Annotated in this window: 19 protein-coding genes; 10 read left to right on the top strand and 9 right to left on the bottom strand. The window is 36.5% G+C overall.

The features are described 5' to 3' along the window. Nucleotides 1-55: 55 nt before the first annotated feature. Nucleotides 56-1,528, bottom strand: a complete 1,473-nt coding sequence (locus GWJ01_RS00335) for an anion permease (protein WP_109401405.1) — start codon at nt 1,526-1,528, stop codon at nt 56-58. 522 nt (nt 1,529-2,050) lie between these two features. Here GWJ01_RS00335 and GWJ01_RS00330 point away from each other — a divergent pair. Next, nucleotides 2,051-2,956 carry a LysR substrate-binding domain-containing protein gene (locus tag GWJ01_RS00330; protein ID WP_109401406.1) on the top strand — a complete coding sequence of 302 codons (906 nt, stop codon included), beginning with the start codon at nt 2,051-2,053 and terminating at the stop codon, nt 2,954-2,956. A 73-nt stretch (nt 2,957-3,029) separates the two neighbouring features. Here the strand turns inward: GWJ01_RS00330 and GWJ01_RS00325 are convergent, their stop codons facing one another. Next, nucleotides 3,030-3,902: a pirin family protein gene (locus tag GWJ01_RS00325; RefSeq protein WP_109401407.1), complete on the bottom strand. Its 873-nt coding sequence runs from the start codon at nt 3,900-3,902 to the stop codon at nt 3,030-3,032. 280 nt (nt 3,903-4,182) lie between these two features. Between GWJ01_RS00325 and GWJ01_RS00320 the strand changes: the two genes are divergently transcribed. The 7 genes from GWJ01_RS00320 (at nt 4,183) to GWJ01_RS00290 (ending at nt 12,151) form a co-directional block, all read left to right on the top strand. Then, nucleotides 4,183-4,860 (top strand): hydrolase, encoded by a 678-nt coding sequence (locus tag GWJ01_RS00320; RefSeq protein WP_109395416.1) that lies wholly within the window; start codon nt 4,183-4,185, stop codon nt 4,858-4,860. 105 nt (nt 4,861-4,965) lie between these two features. Further along, nucleotides 4,966-5,565, top strand: a complete 600-nt coding sequence (locus GWJ01_RS00315; RefSeq protein WP_161710563.1) for a YceI family protein — start codon at nt 4,966-4,968, stop codon at nt 5,563-5,565. A gap of 547 nt (nt 5,566-6,112) precedes the next feature. After that, complete coding sequence (locus GWJ01_RS00310; RefSeq protein ID WP_109395414.1) at nt 6,113-7,780, top strand: acyl-CoA synthetase FdrA; 1,668 nt, start codon at nt 6,113-6,115, stop codon at nt 7,778-7,780. Nucleotides 7,781-7,792: 12 nt separating this feature from the next. Then, complete coding sequence (locus tag GWJ01_RS00305; RefSeq protein WP_109395413.1) at nt 7,793-9,058, top strand: DUF1116 domain-containing protein; 1,266 nt, start codon at nt 7,793-7,795, stop codon at nt 9,056-9,058. Nucleotides 9,059-9,100: 42 nt separating this feature from the next. Beyond that, nucleotides 9,101-9,928 (top strand): DUF2877 domain-containing protein, encoded by an 828-nt coding sequence (locus GWJ01_RS00300; protein WP_161710562.1) that lies wholly within the window; start codon nt 9,101-9,103, stop codon nt 9,926-9,928. A 47-nt stretch (nt 9,929-9,975) separates the two neighbouring features. Next, the gene (locus tag GWJ01_RS00295; protein WP_109401411.1) at nt 9,976-10,881 is read left to right on the top strand and encodes a carbamate kinase; all 906 of its coding nucleotides are present in this window, start codon (nt 9,976-9,978) and stop codon (nt 10,879-10,881) included. A 25-nt stretch (nt 10,882-10,906) separates the two neighbouring features. Further along, nucleotides 10,907-12,151: an MFS transporter gene (locus GWJ01_RS00290; protein WP_109395411.1), complete on the top strand. Its 1,245-nt coding sequence runs from the start codon at nt 10,907-10,909 to the stop codon at nt 12,149-12,151. 58 nt (nt 12,152-12,209) lie between these two features. Here GWJ01_RS00290 and allS read toward each other — a convergent pair whose 3' ends face one another. The 6 genes from allS to GWJ01_RS00260 form a co-directional block, all read right to left on the bottom strand. Continuing rightward, the gene (allS, locus tag GWJ01_RS00285) at nt 12,210-13,124 is read right to left on the bottom strand and encodes an HTH-type transcriptional activator AllS (protein ID WP_161710561.1); all 915 of its coding nucleotides are present in this window, start codon (nt 13,122-13,124) and stop codon (nt 12,210-12,212) included. Between the two features lie 396 nt (nt 13,125-13,520). Beyond that, entirely contained in the window at nt 13,521-14,342 is an 822-nt protein-coding gene (locus tag GWJ01_RS00280; RefSeq protein ID WP_109395410.1) for a CPBP family intramembrane glutamic endopeptidase, read from the bottom strand. Between the two features lie 319 nt (nt 14,343-14,661). After that, entirely contained in the window at nt 14,662-15,597 is a 936-nt protein-coding gene (locus GWJ01_RS00275) for a phosphatidate cytidylyltransferase (protein WP_023582641.1), read from the bottom strand. After that, nucleotides 15,584-16,306 carry a lysophospholipid acyltransferase family protein gene (locus GWJ01_RS00270; RefSeq protein WP_109395409.1) on the bottom strand — a complete coding sequence of 241 codons (723 nt, stop codon included), beginning with the start codon at nt 16,304-16,306 and terminating at the stop codon, nt 15,584-15,586. The genes GWJ01_RS00275 and GWJ01_RS00270 overlap by 14 nt, the downstream gene beginning before the upstream one ends. A 3-nt stretch (nt 16,307-16,309) precedes the next feature. Continuing rightward, nucleotides 16,310-16,972: a CDP-alcohol phosphatidyltransferase family protein gene (locus tag GWJ01_RS00265; RefSeq protein ID WP_161710560.1), complete on the bottom strand. Its 663-nt coding sequence runs from the start codon at nt 16,970-16,972 to the stop codon at nt 16,310-16,312. A gap of 944 nt (nt 16,973-17,916) precedes the next feature. Then, the gene (locus tag GWJ01_RS00260; RefSeq protein ID WP_109395407.1) at nt 17,917-18,552 is read right to left on the bottom strand and encodes a response regulator transcription factor; all 636 of its coding nucleotides are present in this window, start codon (nt 18,550-18,552) and stop codon (nt 17,917-17,919) included. 468 nt (nt 18,553-19,020) lie between these two features. Between GWJ01_RS00260 and GWJ01_RS00255 the strand changes: the two genes are divergently transcribed. Next, entirely contained in the window at nt 19,021-20,016 is a 996-nt protein-coding gene (locus GWJ01_RS00255; RefSeq protein ID WP_109395406.1) for a LacI family DNA-binding transcriptional regulator, read from the top strand. A gap of 29 nt (nt 20,017-20,045) precedes the next feature. Here the strand turns inward: GWJ01_RS00255 and GWJ01_RS00250 are convergent, their stop codons facing one another. After that, nucleotides 20,046-21,512, bottom strand: coding sequence for a glycoside hydrolase family 32 protein (locus tag GWJ01_RS00250; RefSeq protein ID WP_109395405.1), 1,467 nt, complete (start codon nt 21,510-21,512; stop codon nt 20,046-20,048). A 272-nt stretch (nt 21,513-21,784) separates the two neighbouring features. Between GWJ01_RS00250 and GWJ01_RS00245 the strand changes: the two genes are divergently transcribed. Then, nucleotides 21,785-22,732 (top strand): aminoimidazole riboside kinase, encoded by a 948-nt coding sequence (locus tag GWJ01_RS00245; RefSeq protein ID WP_109395404.1) that lies wholly within the window; start codon nt 21,785-21,787, stop codon nt 22,730-22,732. Nucleotides 22,733-22,833 lie beyond the last annotated feature (101 nt).

Raw genomic sequence — 22,833 nt, 5'->3', positions numbered from 1 at the left:
CCTAACAATAAGCTAGGCATCTTGTATTTGTTTTATTTAAGGCTATTTTTAAACCTTACCAATATCCCAGTACTTTCCACCATATGCTACCAAGGGTTATCCAAACGATAAGGTTAACTACACTCATCACGAATCCTGTTTTCCACCATTCGCCCAATGTGGCGTAACCTGAACCAAAAATAATGGGAGCAGTACCTGTACCATAATGGGTTAATGACATCATTAATGAAGATGAGAATGCTAAAATAAGCCCTAATAACATTGGTGGTGCGCCAAGGGCTAAGCCTGCGGCATAGAAAGCGGCAAACATTGCAGTAATATGGGCGGTAGTACTGGCAAAGAAATAGTGAGAATAAACATAAATTAGTACCAGTAATATCATGCCACTGACCCAACTTATTCCCATGCTATCAATACTTGCCCCTACACTGAGTGACAACCATTTAATTAGTCCTAATTTTCCTAAGAAGGATGCCATCATTACTAATGCAGAGAACCAAACTACGGTATCCCATGCACCTTTATTTTTTAAAATATCATCCCAATTTAAAACGCCTGTACATAATAAAATAGATAAGCCAATAAATGCCGCAGTCGTCGCATTAACGCTAAATCCATCACCAAATAACAATGCAGGAACACCAGCCCACATAATTAATAATAAGGCGAAGACGGCAAGCGTTATTTTTTCAGGTAATGAAATAGGCCCTAGTTGTGCTAAACGCTCTTTAGCGAAATGAGGTGCATTAGGAGTGCTGGTTATTTCAGGTTTATAAAGTAGATAGATAACAATAGGCATTAAAATTAATGAAACGATAGCGGGTACAAAAGCCGCAATTGCCCACATCGACCAACTAAGCTCATGTGTGGGATCTGTTTCACTAATAATTAAACTGACAATGAGTGGGTTGGGAGCCGTTGCTGTAATAAACATGGCAGAAGTAATAGGATTTATATTGTAGTTCACCAAAGAGAGATAACGACCTATTTTACCACTTGTGCCATCTTCTGCTTTAGAGTTAAAACTGTCTGATATTGAACGCATAATCGGGTGAATAATTCCACCACCACGCGCGGTATTACTTGGTGTTACTGGGGCTAATATTGTTTCAGCAATAGCCAATGAATAGGCTATTCCAATGGTTTTTTTGCCAAATAGTGAAATAAAATAATAACCAATTCGAGCACCAAGTCCGGTCTTGTTTAGACTCATTGATACCATAATGGAAATACCAATTAACCAGATAAGGTCATTGGAAAATCCACTTAATGCATCACCGATAGCAGCTTTGGTTGAGTTAGGGTTAGTGACCCCTGTAACAGCGACTAATGCGATAGCAATAATAGAAACAGCACCGATAGGGAGAGCTTTACCAATAATAGCGGCGATAGTACCAACAAAGAGTGCTAATAAGTGCCAAGCATTGGGATCAACACCTTGTGGTACGGGAATAAGAAACCAGATAATAAGGGTAATAGAAACGGCGATTAATGTAGGTATGGGTCGTAATGGAGTTAATTCGTTCATTAGGTTATTCCATTAGGTTGCAGGTTAAATAAATAATCGGAAGTAAAAAGTAAAACTAATAAGTATTTTTATTAAGGATGATCTTATTAACATATTATTAAATATTCATTGATTAATGTCATAAAAATAAAATTATTTATTAACTTGTTTTTAAAATAAGTTTTTTTATGTAACTTGATGTTATTAATATGCAAAGTGATTATCTATCTTTATGTTTTATAATGAATTTTACTAAATCAATCAAAGTTTAATAATAAAAACAAATTTCAGTGATAGGTGGTAATAAAATTAAATTATGGTATGTGAATTAATTCAATGTCACATTTGTAATATTAATTTAATTGGTTTTTTTTGAATTATGATATTATCTTAGATCGCCTTTATTTTATTAACCTATGTGATTATAATATTATTAACAAAAGTTGAATAATGGAAAATAGTAATTACAATTATTTTCTCCATAACATCAATAACTGAAACAATTCAGCTTAATATGTAAAATAACCTAATGGGTGATACACAATGAAGTATGATTTAAATGACCTCTACTATTTTGTGAAAGTCGTTGAGTTTGGTGGTTTCTCTCAAGCGGCTGAAACATTAGGAATACCTAAATCTAAGCTGAGTCGCCGTATTGCTGATTTAGAACAAAAGCTCAATGTTTCTTTAATATATCGTTCTACGCGACAATTTCATGTCACCAAAATTGGGCAAACTTTTTATCAACAATGTAAAAATGTGGTTGCAGAAGCTGAGATTGCGGAAGAGGTTATTTGTTCAGCACAAGGGCATCCTCATGGCACAATTAAACTCTCATGTCCTGTCGCATTATTACAAATATATATTCAAGATATTTTGGTCGATTTTATGGAAAAATATCCGGATATTAATATTCAGATATTAGCTATTAATCGCCCAGTTGATGTGATTAGTGAAGGCCTTGATCTTGCATTACGAGTCAGAGCATTGCCGCTAGATGATTCAGGTTTAACAATGAAAATTCTAGGTTATTCTCGGCGAGTATTAGTTGCTAGCCCATTGTTATTTCAAGGGAGAGAGATCCCAAATTCCCCCGAACAACTTACAGATTATCCCATTTTGGCAAATAGCGAACATTCCCAGCATTATACACTCACACTCACTCATGAAGATGGTGCGGTTTCTACACAACATGTTACGCCTAAATTAGCCACAACCGATGTTTTGACTCTTTATAAAGCAACATTAAAGGGATTGGGAATAACAAGATTGCCCTTGAGTGTGGTTGAAAAAGAGTTACAAGATGGCAAGTTAATTGAGGTATTGCCATCTTGGCGCTTTCCTAAAGATGTGGTTCATGCTGTTTATCCATCAAGAAAAGGGCTATTACCTGCAATCCAAGTCTTGTTGGAATACCTTGCTGATAATATGTCACCAATGAAAGAGTAAAATTGATATAAAAACGGCTCCGAATAGAATAGGGAGCCGTTTGATTTCATTGTTTTTGTATAAAATAAAAACGTTATTCGTTAGGTATACGACCAAATTTACCTTGGTTAAAATCATCAATGGCTTGTCTGATTTGTGCTTCGCTATTCATTACAAAAGGGCCATAACCTACAACAGGTTCATTAATAGGCTCACCACTGAGATATAAGATAACAGCATCTTCAATAGCTTCAAGATTAACAGAGCCTCCTTCATTATCTAAAATAACCAAATCGCCAGTTTGTAATTGGGTTTGATTATCAAGATAAACACTGCCATGTAAAACCACTAAACCAACATAACGATCTTTTTTCGTTAGTAATGTGGTCGATTTTGCACTCTTTAATTGAATATCCCATACATCAACAGGCGAAAAGGTTTTTGCTGCGCCTTTCGTATCGTGATAATGCCCTGCAATAACGCGAAGCTGCCCTGCATTATCAGATAAAGGCAATACAGGGATCGCACTTTCTTTCAGTAATTGATAACCAGCAGGTGCTGATTTGGCATCTGATGGGAGATTAACCCATAATTGCACCATATCTAATACACCACCTTCTTTGGTAAAAGCATCAGAATGGTATTCTTGATGCAAAATACCCGATGCCGCAGTCATCCATTGGACATCTCCGGGACCAATAACACCGCCTTCACCCGTTGAATCATGATGCGCAACTTCACCTTTATAAACGATAGTGACCGTTTCAAATCCTCGATGAGGGTGTTCCCCGACACCACGATTATGTCCTTGAGATGCAGGAAAATCAGTAGGCCCTGCTCTATCTAAAAGTAAAAATGGGTTTAAATATTTACCATGATTACCATAACTAAAGAGTGAGCGAACATGAAAACCATCGCCAACCCAATGTTGACGAGGTGCTTTATAAATACCTATGATCTTTTTCATAAAATGTTCCTATAAAATTTCTATAGGGCTTATTTTAGAGCGGCTAATATATTTAAGTAGTGCCAAAAATAGATTTCATCATCCTAAAAATAGAACAATAATAAAATGTTTCAGTGTTCTATTTTTAGAATAGTGTTTATCAGAATTGCTACTACCGAGCTTTTAATTAATTGATTATTGTTTATTACAACGAAAGAGAAACGATATGAAGATATTTTTTTCTAATATTGTTCTTCAATCATGTTAATGATCAACTTTATTAATTAAAAGGAATAAATAAATGAGCACTCCAGCAAATTTTAATGGTCAACGCCCTGTAATTAATCCAGAAGATGCGGTTATGTTATTAATTGATCATCAAAGTGGTTTATTCCAAACAGTGGGTGATATGCCAATGACTGAATTACGAGCTCGTGCTTCAGTATTAGCAAAAATAGCAACATTAGCTAACATGCCTGTTATTACAACGGCTTCTGTACCACAAGGTCCTAATGGTCCATTAATTCCTGAAATTCATCAAAATGCTCCTCACGCAAAATATATTGCACGTAAAGGTGAAATTAATGCTTGGGATAATCCTGAGTTTGTTGAAGCCGTTAAAGCCACAGGTAAAAAGCAATTAATTATTGCGGGTACTATTACGAGTGTTTGTATGGCATTCCCTGCAATTAGTGCCGTTGCTGAGGGTTATCAAGTATTTGCAGTGATTGATGCATCAGGTACTTACAGTAAAATGGCGGAAGAAATTACCTTGGCTCGTATTGTTCAAGCTGGCGTAGTACCGATGGATACCGCAGCAGTTGCTTCTGAAATTCAAAAAACATGGAACCGTGCTGATGCAGCAGAATGGGCGCAAGCGTATACCCAGATTTTTCCTGCTTATCAGTTATTAATTGAAAGTTATAGCAAAGCTCAAGATGTATTAAAAAATAACGAAGTTTTGGATTCTCAGCGTTAATTAATTTTCAACTCTCTTTGTAATTTATATTTTCTGTGTTTAAAAACGCCTATAAAGTTTTTTCTTTATGGGCATTCTTTTATAAAAATATATTAGGAAACTATAATGAAATTTATTTTATCTGCCATAATATCATCATTATTACTTGTGCCTACAGTACAAGCAAATGAATATAAACTTGTGCCTACAGTACAAGCAAATGAATATAAACTTGAGCCAACACACACTAAAGCCATGTTTTATATTGATCACTTTGGAACTTCAACCAATAGTGGTGGTTTTTATGAAATTGAAGGGAATTTAACGTATTCACCAGAAAATAATAGAGGAAAAATAAACGTTTCTATTCCAGTTAAAACATTAAATACGGGATTAACGGCATTTGATAATCACGTAAAAAGTGCCGATATCTTAGATGCAGATAAATATCCAACAATTCAATTTTCTTCAACACAATGGCATTTCTCTAATAATAAGCCCACATTTATTGAAGGGTTATTAACCATGAAAGGAAAAACACTGCCAATTCAATTAACGGCAACTAAATTTAATTGTTATGAAAGCCCTGTATTTAATGCACCTGTATGTGGGGGCGATTTTGAAACGACCATTAAACGTTCAGCTTGGGGTGTAGACTTTTTAGTTAAAGAAGGGATGGCTGATAATATGACATTAAAAATTCAAGTAGAAGCTATTAAGCAGTAACTTAAGTCATATATTAAATATTCTTTCTATTTTAAAAGCCTTATTAAATACAAGGCTTTTTTTGCTATTTTATAAAATTAAATGCAATTAAAAATAAAGGATAATTTAAAAATCTAAGAAAGAAAAATAGCTTTTTTTATTTGTTGATAATAATAATTTATTACTGTATGTTATGGAATTGTAACTTACAAATCAGTTGTCTTTGTTTTATTTGAAATTTATAGCTTGGTAATTGTTTCTTGTTAGTTAAATCTCTTTCTGAAGTTTGTGGTTTTATTCCAAAATTAATAAACTTTTCTCATCATAATTTATTTAATAAATACCGTTCGATTAAATAAAAATTTTTTACAATAAATAAGTGTGACTTCTATCACTCTACATTTTGATATTTCTTCAGTATGTTTATACGCAGAGATTAGAAATTAATAAATCAGACATTTATTTATATTGCTTAATAACTTAAGCAAATAGGCTTCTTATTATCAAAAAAACGAAATGCAAATAAATATGTGCTGTTACATATATTAAATGCGTTAAGGATATCATAATGATCCATGCTTTTATTAAAAAAGGGAGCTTTCAGGATTCAGTAAGCCTGATGATTATTTCCCGAAAATTAAGTGAAGCCCCAGAGGTGGAAGAAATTTCCGTCATGATGGGAACACCAGCGAATAAATCTCTTCTTGATGTCACCGGTTTCTGGCATGACATGTTTAACGAAGCAACACCGAATGACATTTGTGTTTCGATTAAAGCGGAATCAGATGATCCTGCGATTATCGATATGATTTCTACTGCGTTAGAAGAAGCATTAGCAGAAATTGCAAGCGGTCAAAAAGGCGGTAACAAATTAACGACAGTACGTAGCTGGCGCACCGCTAAACAAAAAAGCACTGATGCCAATATGTTGCTTATCTCTATTGCCGGTGAATATGCTGCTGAGCTAGCGGATACGGGTTTAGAAGATGGCTGTAACGTTATGCTGTTCTCTGACAACGTATCTATTGCAGATGAAAAAGCATTAAAAGAAAAAGCAGCAGCCAAAGGTCTGATTGTTATGGGGCCTGACTGTGGTACGGCAAATATTGCAGGTGCTCCTCTTGCTTTTGCTAACATTGCACCGAAAGGCTCAATTGGTATCGTTGGCGCATCAGGTACAGGTATTCAAGAAATTACCTCTCAAATCGTTTTACAACGCCAAGGTATTTCTCACTCAATTGGTTTAGGTGGTCGTGATTTAACAGAGCAAATTGGCGGTATCAGTGCAATCACTGCTATCAATATGCTGGCGGCTGATCCTAATACTCGTGTTATTGCCTTTGTTTCTAAGCCACCAGCACCAGCTGTTCGTCAAAAAATCATTGCAGAAATGAAACGTCATAATAAACCGATTGTGGCTCAATTCTTAGGAACAACACCTGAGAAATTCCAAGACGACAATATCTATTTCACTCGTACTTTAGATGAAACTGCACGTATTGCGGCTGAATTAGCGCGTGTTGAAGATATCGCAGCAGAGTTACCAAAAGTAGCTGGTAAGAAAATCATTGGTCTTTATGCCGGTGGTACGTTAGCTGCTGAGTGCGCCATGCTGTTATCTGAAAAACTTAATGTTGAAGTCGATAACGAGCATAAACAAGGCACGATGTTAGATGTAGATGGCCACAAAATTATCGATATGGGTGATGACTTCTATACACAGGGTAAACCACACCCAATGATTGACCCATCTACACGTAACAAATTTATCAGTGAGCTAAGCAATAAAACAGAAGCCGGCGTGTTACTGGTTGATTTTGTTATTGGTTATGGAGCAACTCAAGATCCAGCTGGCGCGTTAATTCAGGAAATCAAGAAACTGAATGAGAAACGTGGCGAAGCTAATCCACTAATCACTATCGCAACTATCACTGGTACTGAAGATGATCCACAAAACCGCAGCGAACAGCAAAAACAGCTGAAAGAAGCGGGCATTATTGTGATGGATACGTTGCCAGAAGCCGTTTTATTAGCAAAAGAATTAATCCAGCCACATCCAGCAGAAGCACATGCTGAAGTGTCGCCACTGCTTAATGGGATCTCTGTGATCAACGCAGGATTACGTAGCTTTGCAGACGATCTGCAATCAAGTGGCACCCCTGTTGTTCATTATCAGTGGGCACCTGTCGCAGGTGGCAATAAAAAATTGGCTGAAATATTAAAGAAATTGAAATAAGGAATTGCAGATATGTACTCAACTATCGAACAAGCGAATGAAGCAGTTATCGAACGTATCCGTGAAGCCCGTCCTCACTGGTGTGATGTTAGCTTAGCAAAAGAAGTTGTTCCTACTTTAGAGTCAGGTAAAAAATTACTTCACGCAGGTCCACCAGTAACTTGGGGAGAAATGAGCGGCCCTGTTCGTGGTGCATGTATCGGTGCTTCTTTATTTGAAGGCTGGGCAGAAACTGAAGAGCAAGCATTAGCCATGTTAGAAGCAGGCGAAATCGAGTTTATTCCTTGTCATAACGTAAATGCAGTAGGTCCAATGGGTGGTATTACTTCTGCTCATATGCCAATGCTGGTTATCAAAAACCACATTCATGGTAACTATGCTTACTGCAATATGAACGAAGGTATCGGTAAAGTGATGCGCTTTGGTGCTTACGGCCCAGATGTGCAAGAACGTCTACATTGGATGCAAAAGAGTTTAGCGCCAGTATTAAAAGCAGCGATTGCAACGTTTGAAAACGGTATCGATCTAACTGCAATTATGGGGCAGGCAATTACGATGGGTGATGAATTCCACCAACGTAACATCGCTGCATCTGCACTGTTACTGCGTCAGCTGGCACCTGTATTAAGTACATTAGATTTTGAAGATGCTGAAATCACAAAAGTGACTAAATTCCTGAGCATTACAGATCAGTTCTTCCTGAACTTAGCAATGGCTTACTGTAAAGCGGCGATGGATGCAGGTGCTCAAATCAAGCAAGGTACTATCGTCACTGTGATGACTCGTAATGGTAGCAACTTTGGTATCAAAATCAGCGGAATGGGTGACCAATGGTTTACCGCTCCAGTCAATACACCGCAAGGTTTATTCTTCTCTGGCTTTAGCCAAGCAGATGCAAATCCAGATATTGGTGACAGTGCAATCACTGAAACTTTCGGTATTGGTGGCGCAGCAATGGTTGCGGCTCCTGGTGTAACACGCTTTGTTGGTGCATCCGGTGGTATGGATGCAGCACGTGAAGTGACTGAAGAAATGGCTGAGATCTATCTTGCTCGTAACATGATGTTGCAAATTCCAACTTGGGATTTCCAAGGTGCATGTTTAGGCTTAGATGCGCGTCGTGTTGTTGAAACAGGGATCACTCCACTGATTAACACTGGTATTGCACATAAAGAGCCGGGTGTTGGTCAGATTGGTGCGGGTACTGTACGCGCACCTTTAGGTTGCTTTGAAAAAGCGATTGTTGCACTTGCTGAAGAGCTAGGTATCGACGCTTAATCTCGTTTTCTAACGACAAAGCACAGCAATAAAGGGGGCATTATGCAAATTCAAGCACTTCAAACCAGCCAGCATATCACTGACTTTGAAGGTGAGATTAAATGTGTGGGCATTTATGATCATGCTTTGAATTTCATTTGCCCTCAGCGACGCTTAATGACTTTTCATCGTGAAGGAAGAGGATTAAGTCCGATGGGGTGGTTGCTGAAGCAAGATGATTTTGATTATTTTGCAAAACAGTGCCATCCCTCGATTGTGATGGATCTTAAAAATCATCAAGCAACACTAACAAATAAACTCACATTGATCGCAGGTCAAAGTGAGAATTTGCGCTTGCAAGATAAAGCGGATTTAGATTTACGTTGGTTAGAAAGTTTTTTTTCTCTGTTATCACCCTCGATTGCAACGGGGTTATATGGATCATTGAAAAATTACCGTCAAATCGCGCAACTAAGTGAAATTAAGTTATTAACTAAGCTGTTTCATAACCAACTATTAGGCAATGCAGTTAACTGGGCTATTTTTACAGGGAAAGGCCCCGGGTTAACGCCAAGTTCAGATGATATGCTGGTGGGAATGTTATTTGCGCATTATTTAGCAGAGCCTGAAAAGAAACTTAATAATTTTTTTAATAACACACCACCTTTATCTGAATTGACCACTATTGTCAGTAAGCATTATTTGGAATATGCCACACAGGGAATATTTTCTACCTATCTCATTCAACTAGGTAAAAAAATAAAGAATAAAGAGATTATTTTTAAGGATATGTTGGAAATACTCTCTATTGGTCATCATTCTGGAGCAGATACATTACTGGGATTATGGATTGGTTACCAAGCTAAAAAACAACAACAGCATATTGATTAAATTTTTTTAATAAAAGAATTTATATAAACATTCGGATACGGATAATTATGAAAACAATTGTTATTGCTTTAGGCGGAAATGCATTATTGCAACGCGGAGAAGTTTTGTCTGCTGAAAATCAATATAAAAATATTGAATTGATGTCAGAGACAATTAATAAATTAGCCAAAGAGTATCGTGTTGTATTAGTACACGGTAATGGGCCTCAAGTTGGATTGCTTGCACTGCAAAACCTTGCATATCAAGATGTTCCTGCATACCCGTTAGATATCTTGGTGGCAGAAAGCCAAGGTATGATTGGTTATATGATGATGCAGAAAATTAATCAAAATCATCCTGAACAAGCTATTACAACGGTAATGACTCGAGTTTCAGTTGATATTAATGATGAAGCATTTAACGATCCAAGTAAATTTATTGGCCCTATTTATGATGAAGCTGATAAAGAAAAATTAATTGCGAAGTATCAATGGACATTTAAACAAGACGGTAAACATTATCGCCGTGTTGTTCCATCTCCAACACCGAAAAAGATTATTGATATCGAGGCAGTAAGACTTTTATTAGATAAAGGTCATATTGTTATTTGTGGTGGTGGTGGTGGTATTCCAGTCAACAATTCAAATAATGAGTTTATTGGTAGTGAAGCGGTTATTGATAAAGATTTAACTGCGGCTTTAATTTCTCGTGAATTAAATGCTGAGCACTTTGTTATTTTAACAGAGGCAGATGCTATTTATAAAAATTGGGGTACACCAGAACAAGCTGCAATTCGTGAAGCAACACCAGAAGAACTTGCACCAATGGCTGTCGCTGATGGCGCAATGGGACCAAAAATTATGGCAGTGAGTGATTTTGTTAATGAAACAGGGCAACAAGCTCATATTGGTGCATTACAAAATATTCAACAAGTTATTGAAGGTCAGTCTGGCACTTTAATTTATAAGTCTTAATAAAAATGCTTTCAGGAGCGTCATTATGAACGATGCACAAGTGAATGAGAAAGGCAAAGTCCCTTATTGGGTCAAACTGACCATTATCTTCTTCTTTGGTTGGATTGCACTGTATGGTAGCCGCGCTATTGTCGGCCCTTTAATGGTCAATATTGGTGCTGAGTTTGATCTTACTAAAGCTCAACTCGGTTCTATCATGAGTATTTTCTTTATCGGATATACTGCACTTAATATTCCATCAGGAATGATAGGTGACTATTTAGGTAAGAAAAAAGTATTAGTAACAGGGGTTGTTCTCTTTGGTGGATTTACCATTATTGCGGGGATGATGCCAACTTACGTGACCTTTATGTTTGCATGGGTCATGGTGGGGATATTCCAAGGCTTCTATTATGGCCCTCAGTATGGCTTATCTTCAGAAGCAATACCGAAGCATCGTATTACATTAGGTAGTGCGATTATCAATAGTGGTATGGCATTTGGTCTGTCTATTGGTTACTACATTTCAAGTATTTCTGTCGGTGAGATGGGAATGAGCTGGCGTGCTCCGTTCTATATCATTGGTGTGCCAATTATTATTATTGGTTTGGTGATGTTATGGATCATCAAAGATAAGCCAAAAGCACAACCTGCGGCAGAAAGTGGCGCTCCAAAACAGAAAGTTAAACTGACATTTAAAGATCTATTTGGCAATCGCAATATCAACCTTGCATATGTCACTATCTTCTGTTCAATCTATGGCTTCTTTGTATTAGTCACTTGGTTACCGTACTACTTAGAAACTGAGCGTGGAATTACAGGAACTCAAATTTCAACTATCGCATCATTAATGCCATGGTTTGCTATTCCTGGTTCACTTATTTTTAGCTGGGTTTCAGATAAAATTGGTCGTCGTAAACCTGTATTACTGATCATGTTACCGCTGTCATTAGTCGCTATTCTTGCTGTACCAATGTCAGAATCAATGCCTGTGTTAATTGGTGCTCTGATCCTTTACGGTATTGTAGGTAAAATCAGTACAAACCCAGTCCTTGTTGCTGTAGTTGCTGATAACTCACCGCGACATGCACTAGGTACATCGTTTGGTGTTTATAACTGTATCGGTATGTTAGGTTCTGTTTTTGCTCCAACATTAACGGGTTTCTTATCAGACAAAACAGGTAGCATGGACTCAGGTTTCTACTTTGCAGCTATTCTGATTTGTATCGGTATTGTGGCAAGCCTCTTTATTAAAGAAAGCAACAACAATAATGAAGAAGCAAAAGCGTAGCACACTATTCAGATAGTCACTGAATAAACAGTTAAAGGGCAAACTTCGGTTTGCCTTTTTAATTTAAAGGATCGTAAAACGATTGCACACTAGGATGATTTTGCTTAAACAACTCCACTAAATAGCTCACTACAGCACCTTTTTTATCTTCACACCATGCTAATGAAAGAGGGGAGTTATGACGACGGTTTTTCACTTCTTTCGCAATTAACTGTCCGCTATCTATAAGTGGTTTGCATAAACTTAATGGCAAAAATCCTATTCCTACGCCTTTTAAGTGACAGGCTAATTTGGTATGTAAATCAGGCACACGGATCTCATGCTGACCCGATAAACGCCATGCTGTACGTTTAGAAAGATGGCGAGAGGTATCTTCGACGTTTACAGCAGAATAAATACGCATTTGGTCATCACTTAATACACCACTGATATTGGCTAAAGGATGATTAGGCGCGACAACAAATTGCCATTGAATTTCGCCCATTGCACAAATGTTAATATTATTCTTAAGAGATTCATTGCCAGTAACGCCGATAGCAAAATGATAATCTTCGTTAATAAGCGCATCCCAAACACCCATATAGACTTGGCGAGTGATATGAAACTGGGTAGAAGGAAAGCGTTGATGAAGACAAGCCAACATACTGGCAACTGCGGTGCGATCATAAAGCAGATTATTGATGACAATGTTGACCTGATGTTCGACACCCGCGTTCATCTGCTGAAGTTCCACAGGCATTGACTCTAACCATACAATCCATTGACGACATTTTTCTAATAGATATTCGCCCGCAGGTGTCAGTGTAACGGTTCTTGTGGTGCGATTAAAAAGTTGGGTGCCGATATTTTCTTCTAATGTTTTGATACGGTAACTAATTGCTGCTGATGTTTTATGAAGCACATCGGCTGCTTTGGTAAAACTTTGGCAATCGGCGACCTGTATAAAGGTTCGGATCATTTCTTGGTCTAACATATTTTTTGTCCTGGTAATAAGAGAGGCAAAATATCAGCAGATAACGCTGAACTAAAAAAAGCAAAAAAAGTAAAAAAGCAAACAGAGCAAAGCTTACCTATTTTTTCTGAGGTCTATACCGCAAAGTAAGACAACTTCTTATCGTGTTAATGGATGTTATTATTTTTGGCTTATTGTTGTTCGCCGTATGAAGTGTTGATTATTTATAGATAAGCGATAAAGCATACTAACAAAAATTTCATCAGATGATGGGCGCAAATAAGAATATCTGTATTCTATTTGTGTGATTGCTTTCACGTTTCACTCATCCTTTTACTGATGAAGTTAAGATATCAGTAAAAGGCAGTGAAGATCAGAATAAAAATTAAACCAGTATTAAATGGTGATAAATAGAGATCACGCGATTTTAAATGGGTAAGTAAAGAAGAGAAGGTGAGTCAGGTTAAGTGCAAAGTGAAATAGCGTTGAAACCCAAAGTCGACCACTCCACATCCACGCTAATCCATAAATAATACCTGCCAGTGAAGCAAATATGATCAACAGTAATCCGCCTGCAGAATGTGCTAAACCAAAGATAATGGCTGCTATTAATAGCGCGACATAAGGGGGAAGGTAACGTGATAATGTTTGCTGAATAACACCTCTAAATAATGCTTCTTCAGCAAGTGATACAAAAAAGAGATTCGCGAGAATAAATGCAGGTAGCCACGATGGTAAGTGCAATTCAATTGCCAATCCTCCTAGCTTTACAGCGATCAATAATAATGCAGGAATGGCAATAATTAGCATTGCCCAATGTAATTTATTTGCTTTTTTTAATGGCGCGCAGACAAAAAGTGTAGGAATAAAAATCAGAAAAATAAAAGGTAATAATGCTTTATCGGCATTGAAATAAAAAGAAAAAGGGGCGCTTTTCATACCTATAATGGCATGTGAAAGGTAACGTAAATTGTTAAAACCAGGAATAAGGTGAAAAGTTAATCCACTGGCAATAATGACAAGTGCGAGAATGATGATAGCTCTAAGTAGAGGCTGTTTTTTATAGCGAGAATAGGCGAATGCGAGTAAGAGAATACTAAAAATAACTGGCAAGGTTTGCCATGTAATAACACCCGTTATAAATGCGCTAAGTGCTGTAAATATCAATGTAATAAACGCAAGCTTACGATTGAAACCCAGAAATAACAAAGAAAAAGCAAGAAGTAGCCAAGTGATCATAATTGTAAAGGATCTAAAATAAAAAGGAGCGCTAGGGTAAAAGATAGCAGCCTTCTAAGCTATCATTATAAATAAAAATGGAGAGAAATCAGACCTCTTTATTCGTTATGTTTTTATTTAATTATTTGATTTATATGTAAAATGGTTCTTTTGTATTTTTAATCTAAAATTAAAACAAATGTTTAATTTATATAATGATAGTCAATTAGTGATATTAAATTAGCATGAGCGAAATAGGGCGTATAAAAATGCCGATGGTTTTAATATCGGCATTTGAGCCTACATCGGGCTAGTTTACATTTGATTAAACAAAGTAAAACTAAACATAAAAATAGCGAATAACATGGAAGAAAATAGGCGCTGCAAAGCAGAGAGAATCCATTCTATCCATCATGCCACCATGACCTTCGATCATCGTACCAAAATCTTTTACACCACTGTCTCTTTTGATTGCTGACATGCATAAACCACCAGCAAAACCGGCCAATGTAATTACTAAAGAGAGTAAAAATGCCGCCCACCATGAGAAAGGAGTTGCCCACCACAACATCATGCCAATCAGGCTGGCAGAGATAATTCCACCAAAAAAACCTTCCACTGTTTTATTTGGGCTTAATTTAGGTACGATAGGATGTTTGCCAAATAATTTACCAAATACATATTGAAGTACGTCAGAAACTTGCACCACTATCATTAAAAAGAGCAGTAAATTGATATTACGACCTTCAAAACCTTCTATTGGTAACATTAAAAGTGCTGGTGCATAACTTAGGCAATAAATTGCTATCATCACGCTCCACTGTACTTTTGCCATACGTTCTAAGAAGTGGCGAGTATCACCTGAAAGTGCCATACGTGTTGGTATTAATAAGAAGGCGTAAACTGGGATAAATACCGCCATTAAGTTATACCATTGCACGCCAACAAGAATGTATTGGATAGGTAAGATAACGAAGAAGCACCAGAAGAGCGCTTCATGATCGCCACGATGTGTGGGGGTTAAGGTGATCAGTTCGCGTAATGCAAGCCATGAGATAATGGTAAATAGGACGACAGATCCAATCGCCCCAATTCCTATGGCAACACCCGCGATAATACACATTACCCACCATGCGTTGATCCTTGAATTAAGATTCGTGATAGTGGAGGTTGGGCCTTTTATGGCTGCTAAAATAGCACCAATAATGCTGGCAATAATTAAAAAAGAGAAGAGCCCGATAAAGATCCATAGGACTTCATTATTAATACGTTCCATTGTGTAGCTCCTCTAACGCACTTTTCGCTCTTACCAGAAACTCTTGTTTACTTTCATTTTCATGAGTGGAGCCAATAGGGGCACCAAAAATCGCACTGCAAATAACAGGAACAACTAAGCGAGAACCTTTAGGAAGGACTCTATTTAAGTTTTCCAGATAAATAGGGACTAATTGCACATTTGGATTTTTACGAGAGAGATGCCAAAGACCCGCTTTAAAATCTTGAATAGATTCGCCGTTACCTCGAGTACCCTCAGGAAAAATAATTAAAGAATCACCTTGGTCTAAAATTTCTTGCATCAGAGCAAGTGCATTGACTTTATTGGGTGTCGATGATGCCGAGTCATTAGTGGGTTGTTCTACGATCTCTTCGCAAGAATTTTCTTCTTGTGGAAAATTCATTTTGGCAGCATGACGAGGGATAAGAATAGCTCTAAAGATACGACGAGATAAATAACGGCGTAAGCGGTTTTTATTCCAATAATCTTCAGCGGCAACCGGATGAACATAAGGGCGAATATTGGGTGAAAGACAAGACCAAATAACTAAGCCATCAAGATGACTAGAGTGGTTAGCGTAATAAATACAAGGCGTATCTTTCGCAATAGGAGAGGTTTGTTTCGCGCGAATACCTGTTAAGAATCGACAAATAGAGACTAAGACGGATGATACCACTTTTGCATCTAAAGCAAGTTTTCCATTTTTCATTAATCAGGCACCTTGTGCTAAATCCCGTAAAATTCGACGGGTTCTGAAAATTGTGGTCAGCGTTGAACCTAAAATAATAATCCATAATGAAATAAAAAAGAGCCATATTCCCCAAAGACTAGGAATAAATGCAGCAATAACGGCAACAGAGGTTAATAATGCCATTCGGTGTTGTTTTGCCATTGGGCCTGTAAATTGTTGATCTAATCCACAAGCACCGCCTAAGACACGAACATAAGCGGTCATTACCGCAAAAAAAGCGCCCACCCAACTTAATGTAATGGCCATAGAAAAGTCAGAAGAAAGCCCATAACCGACACCCAAAATAATTAAAGTATCGGCAATTCTGTCAGGTAATTCATTATAGACAGCACCTACTGGGCTTTTCATGCCCCCTTCGACGGCAACCATACCATCTAATAAATTACAAATTAGGCGACCTTGGATCATGATAGCTCCAAGGATCAATAAAATTGAGCGTAATAATCCAGATGTGTAAAAGAGAGCACAAAAGAGTGATAAGCCTGCAAGTAATGCAAATACGACGCTAAACACAGAAATACCATTAGGGGTTGCCCCTTTTTGTTGTAAATAGCGACTGCACTTTGTGGCCCAGTTTGTTTGCCTTGCTTTTATAGGACGACGGTTTTTATCTTGAGCGTTCATTTTTCTTTGTAAAAGGCGAGTTAGGAGGGGATAGCATAAGGGCATTTGTGCAAAGTGAGAATAAGAATAAACGTATAAATTTATCTTATATTTTTTTTATAACGATTGATTCCTTTTTTTTATGCTCATATTAAGACTATAAATCAATCATTAATAATTATTTACTTTTCTAGGTGTTAATACTTATTCTTGGCTAGTGTATTTTACTTACATAAAAAGATCATTTTATGACGCTCTTTATTTGAGTGTTATTAAGTAGAGATGTTAAATGATGTATTACATTAATTAAACTATAAAGAGAATAAATTTCTTAAGTAAAAGGGAGTATAAAGGGAAATACTTATTATTATTTCTTATTTTACTGTTTAAATAATCGCAATTAAAACACTTCGATTAGAATATTCTTATAAAGAATTTTTTGTTTAAATCAAAAATCAAAACGCATAAACAGTCTATAAATGGGCATAAAAAAAAGAGACAAGAATTTCTTTTGTATTATTTTTTAATCGCTAATAATTTTCTTCGTGAAATAAGAATAAAGAAAATGAGAAATTAAAAATGAGAATATTCATCTTTATAATAAGTAAAAAATGATTTATATCAAATGAAGAGCTTCATCTTTTCTTATATTGCTATTGTTAATAAAAAATAATCATAATAATTATTAATAATAGCGATTATGAAAATAATATATACAAGTGTTTTTGATTGAGATTAAACGAACACTAATGAAAGGGTGGCATCAAAATAAGTTGCCTCCCTTTCTATCGTAGAATGGTGTTTAACGTATTAATTATTCCCATATTAGGTGTAATTCATCCAAAATAGAATATTTTTAGAAGTACAGCTTTCTCTCATTAATAAAATATAATGAAATTAAACAGGTCATATCGTTATATCGTTAGATAATACAACCCATTGATAAATAGAAATCACGTTTTAAATTAACTTGCTCTTAAGTCATATTTCTTAAAGAAATCATATTCTTGAACTAATTGTGGTAGTGATCTTATTTTCAATTTTGTATACATATTTGAACGATGTACTTCAACAGTACGAGGCGATAGAGAAAGTTTTTCTGCTGCTTCTTTGCTCGTATTTCCCTCAAGGATCATCTCCATAACTTCTTTTTCTCTATTAGATAACTTACTAAATTTATCTTTTAGAGATATATATGTTCGGAATTGCTCAACTTCACTTTCATAATGTAAGAAAGATTCCGAGACAATATTAAGAAGTTCATTTACATTTAGAGGGCGAGTTAAATATTCAAAGGCCCCTGATTTAAATGCGTTACGGCAACTCTCAATGGAACTATCCCCTGAAATAATAATAACAGGGATGATGTTTTTCAATTTGTTGAGTTCTTTAATCAGTGCGATTGATGGCGCCGCACTGCTTTTTGTATTAATTATGATGCACTCTTTATGAGCTCCTTTTGTTGATGAAAAATAGTATTTCAAGAAAGCCTGTTCATTTGAATAGGTTTTCACGTTAGCAGCTAAAGAAGAAAGAACTGCTTTAAGTTGAACTTTTGTACTGTCATCTTCAAAAGTGATTAAGTGGATTATTGATTCCATATGTTGCTCCTGGTTTTACTCTGCTCTTTCACTAAAAGTGAATGAGTAACGAAATTTGACTAATTTATAAGTTTTTTTGTGTAGGGTGACATTCACGCAACGGAGCCATATTCAGAATATATCAAATTAAAAATGATTAATACTTCTGTATTATATTATAGATAAAATATCAGAACTTTGTTTTGTTTCAATATTTGTATTTTATAGATAAGAATAATTTATTTCTATAATGAAGAAAGGAGATAACTATTATTAATTGTAACTAAGTTTTTTCTCGTAAGTGATTTTAACTATATTAAACTCATTTAATAAGTAAAAAAATAATATATTTAGGTGTCTTTTTATGAGGAAATTAATAGTCGTATTTAGTTACAATACAATTCCCTTTGTGGCTTTTTGACTTTACTTCTTGTAAAATAGCACTTTATTTCTATTGATCCTTTTTAATAAACCAATCGAGCCAATGCTATGGCGTCACTGAAAGATGTAGCTCGACTTGCATCCGTTTCTTTGATGACAGTCTCAAGAGCGATTAATAACCCTGAGTTATTAAAACCAGAAACACTGAAACAAGTCCAAAATGCGATTGATCAACTTAACTATGTTCCAGATTATTCTGCACGAAAAATTCGTGGGCAAGGAACAAAAGTATCATCAATTGGTGTTCTGGCAATTGATACCGCTACGACACCATTTTCTGTGGAAATGATTTTATCGATAGAACAAACTGCAAGAGAATTTGGCTGGAGTTCATTTGTTGTCAATTTGACTGCACAAGATTGTTATGAAAATGCCATTTGGCAACTTTTGGCTCAACGTCCAGATGGTATTATTTATACCACGATGGGGTTGCGTGAAATCACTGTGCATGAAAAGTTGCTTGATAAGAATTTAGTGTTAGCAAACTGCTTGGATAAAACGTGCGCTTTTCCAACTTATATTCCTGATGATTATCATGGGCAGTATTTTGCGATGAAAAAAGTCATCGAAAAAGGGTATCGCCGCCCTTTATGCTTCTATATACCTGAAGAGTCTGTAGCAGGCCCTATTCGTCGTAAAGCTGTTGAAGATGCTTGGCAAGAGGCTGGGCTACCATTGGCGGATCTACAACAATATACGATGATGTTAGGAGATGAACATTATCGTGATGTGATTGAAATATTGAAAAAGCATTGTATTCAGCAAAAAGCAGATTTTGATATTCTCATTTGTGGTAATGACCGTATTGCATTTCTAGCGTATCAAGTTTTACTTTCTATGGGGTTACGCATTCCAGAGCAAGTGGCTGTTTTGGGATACGACAATATGATTGGTACAGGAGAGTTGTTTTATCCACCATTAACAACGGTACAATTGCCTCATTATGAATTAGGTAAAGAAGCAACGTTGCATATCATTCAAGAACGGAAACATAGAGATACGATACACGTACCTTGCCAATTAGTTGAACGTGAGTCTATTTAAAGACTCACGTCTTACTTATCTTATCAATATCAGTAAATACTATTTAACTGCCAATATTCACCATTAATCAGTGTTGCATCACCATTAATGGCGAAAAGACGTAAAGTTTGAATATCTTGTTGATCATAATATCGGCTGCTAAAGGTGAATTCACCTTTGTTTACAAAGATTTCAATTGATGAGCGATCAATGAAAATGCGTAAATTCAATTCACAACCTTCAGGTAATGGAATACTTCGAGCACCACTTATATTGTGCTGAGGATAATGACGATTAAGAACTAAACGGTGTGATTGATTATCAACAAAGAGCTCAAGCCCTTCACCTAGCCATAAGCCAAATTTTTCAGCGTGGCTGTCTAAAGATAATGTTAAGTCAAGTTCGATCGCAGGAGTATTATTGATTAGCTCTATGGATTGATTACTGAGTGTTAATGGCTGGATAGTCTGTTTTTCTTGGCGTAATGATTCGACTTCTTTAACGGGGATCATGCGTAAGCGATTTTTGGATTTATCAAAAGTGATTTCACGAGGGAGTGTAAAACAGCCAGACCAAAATTCAGATTTTGAAGGCATGGGCGAATTCCACATATCCATCCATCCCATAGAAACGCGACGGCCATCAGGTGTTATAAATGATTGTGGCGCATAATAGTCATGGCCATTATCAAGTTCAATAAAATGCCCTTGTGGTTTAAAGAGTTGGTTTGGCGCCCACTGGCCAATTAACGCACCTGATTGAAAGAGATTGCGATATTGATATCCTTCGGCTCGTTTTCCTTGTGGTGAGAAGACGATTGCAAATTCGTTTTCTTGGCTAATAGGGAAGAAATCAGGGCACTCCCACATATAGACATTTTTATCATCCGTTTTTCCTAAAACAGTGTAATCGTTGTTCCACTGCTGACCTTCCACAAATAAGGTGTCACTAGAGAAGAGTAGAACTTGTCCTTGATCTTTTTCATCACGAGCACCGACAACCATCCACCATTTGCCTTCTTGATACCAAACTTTAGGATCACGAAAATGCATATAACCTTTAGGGGGTTCTAAAACGATCCCTTTTTTCTCAAAATGAATGCCATCTTCACTGATAGCAACACATTGCGCTTCATAGATTTGGCTATCATCACCTTCGTCTGCTAACCAGTTGTGTCCTGTATAGAAAAGATAGAGTTTGCCTTCATGACTAATTGCTGATCCTGAGAAACAACCACTTTTGTCGTAGTCATCTCCTGGGGCTAACGCAATAGGTTGGTGTTGCCAGTGGATCATATCTGTACTTGTAGCATGCCCCCAATGCATTGGCCCCCAATCTTGAGAATAAGGATGATGCTGATAAAAGGCATGATATAAACCATCATGATAAATAAGACCATTAGGATCATTCAACCAACCCGCAGGTGCAGCCAAATGAAACTGGGGATAAAATTTATTGCCTCGTTTTTCAATCAAAGTACTTAAGGCTTTTGTTGATTGTTCTAAGCGGTGTTTCATATCATTATCCTTATTATATATCAGAGTTATTAGTGTGTTTTTAAGAGCATAGAAAGGGTAAAGAACAGATGTAATCACACTATTACTCTTATTGTTAACGATAACATTCTGAGTGAAAAAATACGATGTATGAGATTGACTTTATCATATTACCTAGTTATGTTAACGTTATCAGTGTGGATTTACGAGCAATATCTTTATTTATTCGTTATGAATAACCATAAAAACAGAATATAGTTAAGAAAAATAATTGCTTATCTTCAGGAGAGATTATGAAAGTCTGGTCTTTAGGTGACGCTGTTGTTGACTTGATCCCATTGCAAAACATGCAATATGAAGCATGTGCTGGTGGTGCGCCAGTCAATGTTGCTGCTGGCGTTGCCAGGCTTGGTCAACAAAGTGGTTTTATTGGGCGTGTAGGTGAAGATGCGTTTGGCCATTTTATGCAAAAAACACTGTTTGATCTGGGTGTCGATACTCATGCAATGGAATTTGATGAGTTTCACCGTACCAGTACTGTTCTTGTCTCTTTACAAGAAAATGGTGAGCGTGATTTTACTTTCTTAGTTGCTGAGTCTGCTGATCAATTTTTAACAGAAAAATCTTTACCTGCATTCGAAAAAGATATTTTGCATTTTTGCTCTTTAGCATTGGTGAATCCTATTTGTCGCTCGACCTTAGATTGTGCAATCAAAAGCATTAAAGAAAGTGGTTCACTATTGAGTTTTGATATTAATTTACGACCCCAAATGTGGCGTGATCATGAAGAAATGCGTGAAATTATCGATAATTATGCGCATAAAGCAGACATATTAAAATTATCAGAAGATGAGCTCACGTGGATGACACAAGAAGTGACATTGAATAATGCACTTAAAAAATTAGAAAATTATCCCGCTCGTTTAAAAGTGATCACTCAAGGCTCTAAAGGCTGTTTAGTTTTAACACCAAATACTCAAGTTGCATTTAGTGCCTTTACTGTTGAATGCATTGATACAACAGGTGCTGGTGATGCCTTTATGTCCGGTTTGTTAGCCGCGCTTGCTGAATATGGTTTTGCTGAAGATGAACAATACCTATCAAAAATAGTGACGCAAGCAGCTGCTTGTGGTGCTTTAGCTACCACTCAAAAAGGGGCGATAGCTGCAGCACCAAGTCGTAAAAAATTACATGATTTTGTTCAGCAACAGCCACCTTTGCATGTTAGGGAGATTTTCTAACAACTCATCTATTTTTCTGGTTGTGGTTTTTACCACGGTTTTCCCTTAATGGTATTTTCCTATTCTCCATTTATAACTACTTTTCTCGGAGTGGTTATTTA

Source organism: Proteus sp. G2618, assembly GCF_009915995.1.
Classification (GTDB): Bacteria; Pseudomonadota; Gammaproteobacteria; order Enterobacterales; family Enterobacteriaceae; genus Proteus; species Proteus terrae.
This window is presented reverse-complemented; position numbering and strand designations above follow the sequence as displayed.

Excerpts from the sequence above, each read along its gene's own strand:
- GWJ01_RS00265 (WP_161710560.1), bottom strand. The coding sequence starts at position 16,972 with ATGAACGCTCAAGATAAAAACCGTCGTCCTATAAAAGCAAGGCAAACA.
- GWJ01_RS00280 (WP_109395410.1), bottom strand. The coding sequence starts at position 14,342 with ATGATCACTTGGCTACTTCTTGCTTTTTCTTTGTTATTTCTGGGTTTC.
- GWJ01_RS00270 (WP_109395409.1), bottom strand. The coding sequence starts at position 16,306 with ATGAAAAATGGAAAACTTGCTTTAGATGCAAAAGTGGTATCATCCGTC.
- GWJ01_RS00335 (WP_109401405.1), bottom strand. The coding sequence starts at position 1,528 with ATGAACGAATTAACTCCATTACGACCCATACCTACATTAATCGCCGTT.
- GWJ01_RS00325 (WP_109401407.1), bottom strand. The coding sequence starts at position 3,902 with ATGAAAAAGATCATAGGTATTTATAAAGCACCTCGTCAACATTGGGTT.
- GWJ01_RS00305 (WP_109395413.1), top strand. The coding sequence starts at position 7,793 with ATGTACTCAACTATCGAACAAGCGAATGAAGCAGTTATCGAACGTATC.
- allS (WP_161710561.1), bottom strand. The coding sequence starts at position 13,124 with ATGTTAGACCAAGAAATGATCCGAACCTTTATACAGGTCGCCGATTGC.
- GWJ01_RS00330 (WP_109401406.1), top strand. The coding sequence starts at position 2,051 with ATGAAGTATGATTTAAATGACCTCTACTATTTTGTGAAAGTCGTTGAG.
- GWJ01_RS00255 (WP_109395406.1), top strand. The coding sequence starts at position 19,021 with ATGGCGTCACTGAAAGATGTAGCTCGACTTGCATCCGTTTCTTTGATG.
- GWJ01_RS00250 (WP_109395405.1), bottom strand. The coding sequence starts at position 21,512 with ATGAAACACCGCTTAGAACAATCAACAAAAGCCTTAAGTACTTTGATT.
- GWJ01_RS00300 (WP_161710562.1), top strand. The coding sequence starts at position 9,101 with ATGCAAATTCAAGCACTTCAAACCAGCCAGCATATCACTGACTTTGAA.
- GWJ01_RS00320 (WP_109395416.1), top strand. The coding sequence starts at position 4,183 with ATGAGCACTCCAGCAAATTTTAATGGTCAACGCCCTGTAATTAATCCA.
- GWJ01_RS00315 (WP_161710563.1), top strand. The coding sequence starts at position 4,966 with ATGAAATTTATTTTATCTGCCATAATATCATCATTATTACTTGTGCCT.
- GWJ01_RS00275 (WP_023582641.1), bottom strand. The coding sequence starts at position 15,597 with ATGGAACGTATTAATAATGAAGTCCTATGGATCTTTATCGGGCTCTTC.
- GWJ01_RS00260 (WP_109395407.1), bottom strand. The coding sequence starts at position 18,552 with ATGGAATCAATAATCCACTTAATCACTTTTGAAGATGACAGTACAAAA.
- GWJ01_RS00295 (WP_109401411.1), top strand. The coding sequence starts at position 9,976 with ATGAAAACAATTGTTATTGCTTTAGGCGGAAATGCATTATTGCAACGC.
- GWJ01_RS00290 (WP_109395411.1), top strand. The coding sequence starts at position 10,907 with ATGAACGATGCACAAGTGAATGAGAAAGGCAAAGTCCCTTATTGGGTC.
- GWJ01_RS00245 (WP_109395404.1), top strand. The coding sequence starts at position 21,785 with ATGAAAGTCTGGTCTTTAGGTGACGCTGTTGTTGACTTGATCCCATTG.
- GWJ01_RS00310 (WP_109395414.1), top strand. The coding sequence starts at position 6,113 with ATGATCCATGCTTTTATTAAAAAAGGGAGCTTTCAGGATTCAGTAAGC.